This window comes from Bradyrhizobium sp. Kon56 (genome assembly GCF_055807635.1).
Genome location: NZ_JBVVOU010000436.1, coordinates 1 through 267, shown reverse-complemented (window position 1 = coordinate 267; position 267 = coordinate 1). Strand labels below are relative to the sequence as shown.

Below are 267 nucleotides of genomic sequence, written 5' to 3'. Positions count from 1 at the left end.
CAGGACCACAACCCGCTGATCGACCTGGTGCCGCCGCAAGGCATCAAGCTGACGCCGCGCCACTACGCCTACCTGAAGATTTCCGAAGGCTGCAACCACAGCTGCAGCTTCTGCATCATCCCGTCGATGCGCGGCAAGCTGGTCAGCCGCCCGGTCGGCGACGTGCTGGACGAAGCCCAGCGCCTGGTCAAATCCGGCGTGAAAGAGCTGCTGGTGATTTCCCAGGACACCAGCGCCTATGGCGTCGACGTTCAATATCGCACCGGC

At 63.3% G+C, this 267-nt stretch carries 1 protein-coding gene; it reads left to right on the top strand.

Going from position 1 to position 267, the window contains the following annotated elements; translation table 11 throughout:
• A partial coding sequence (locus AC0L3B_RS39590) for a radical SAM protein (RefSeq protein ID WP_473383288.1) occupies nucleotides 1-267 on the top strand: 267 nt, incomplete at both ends.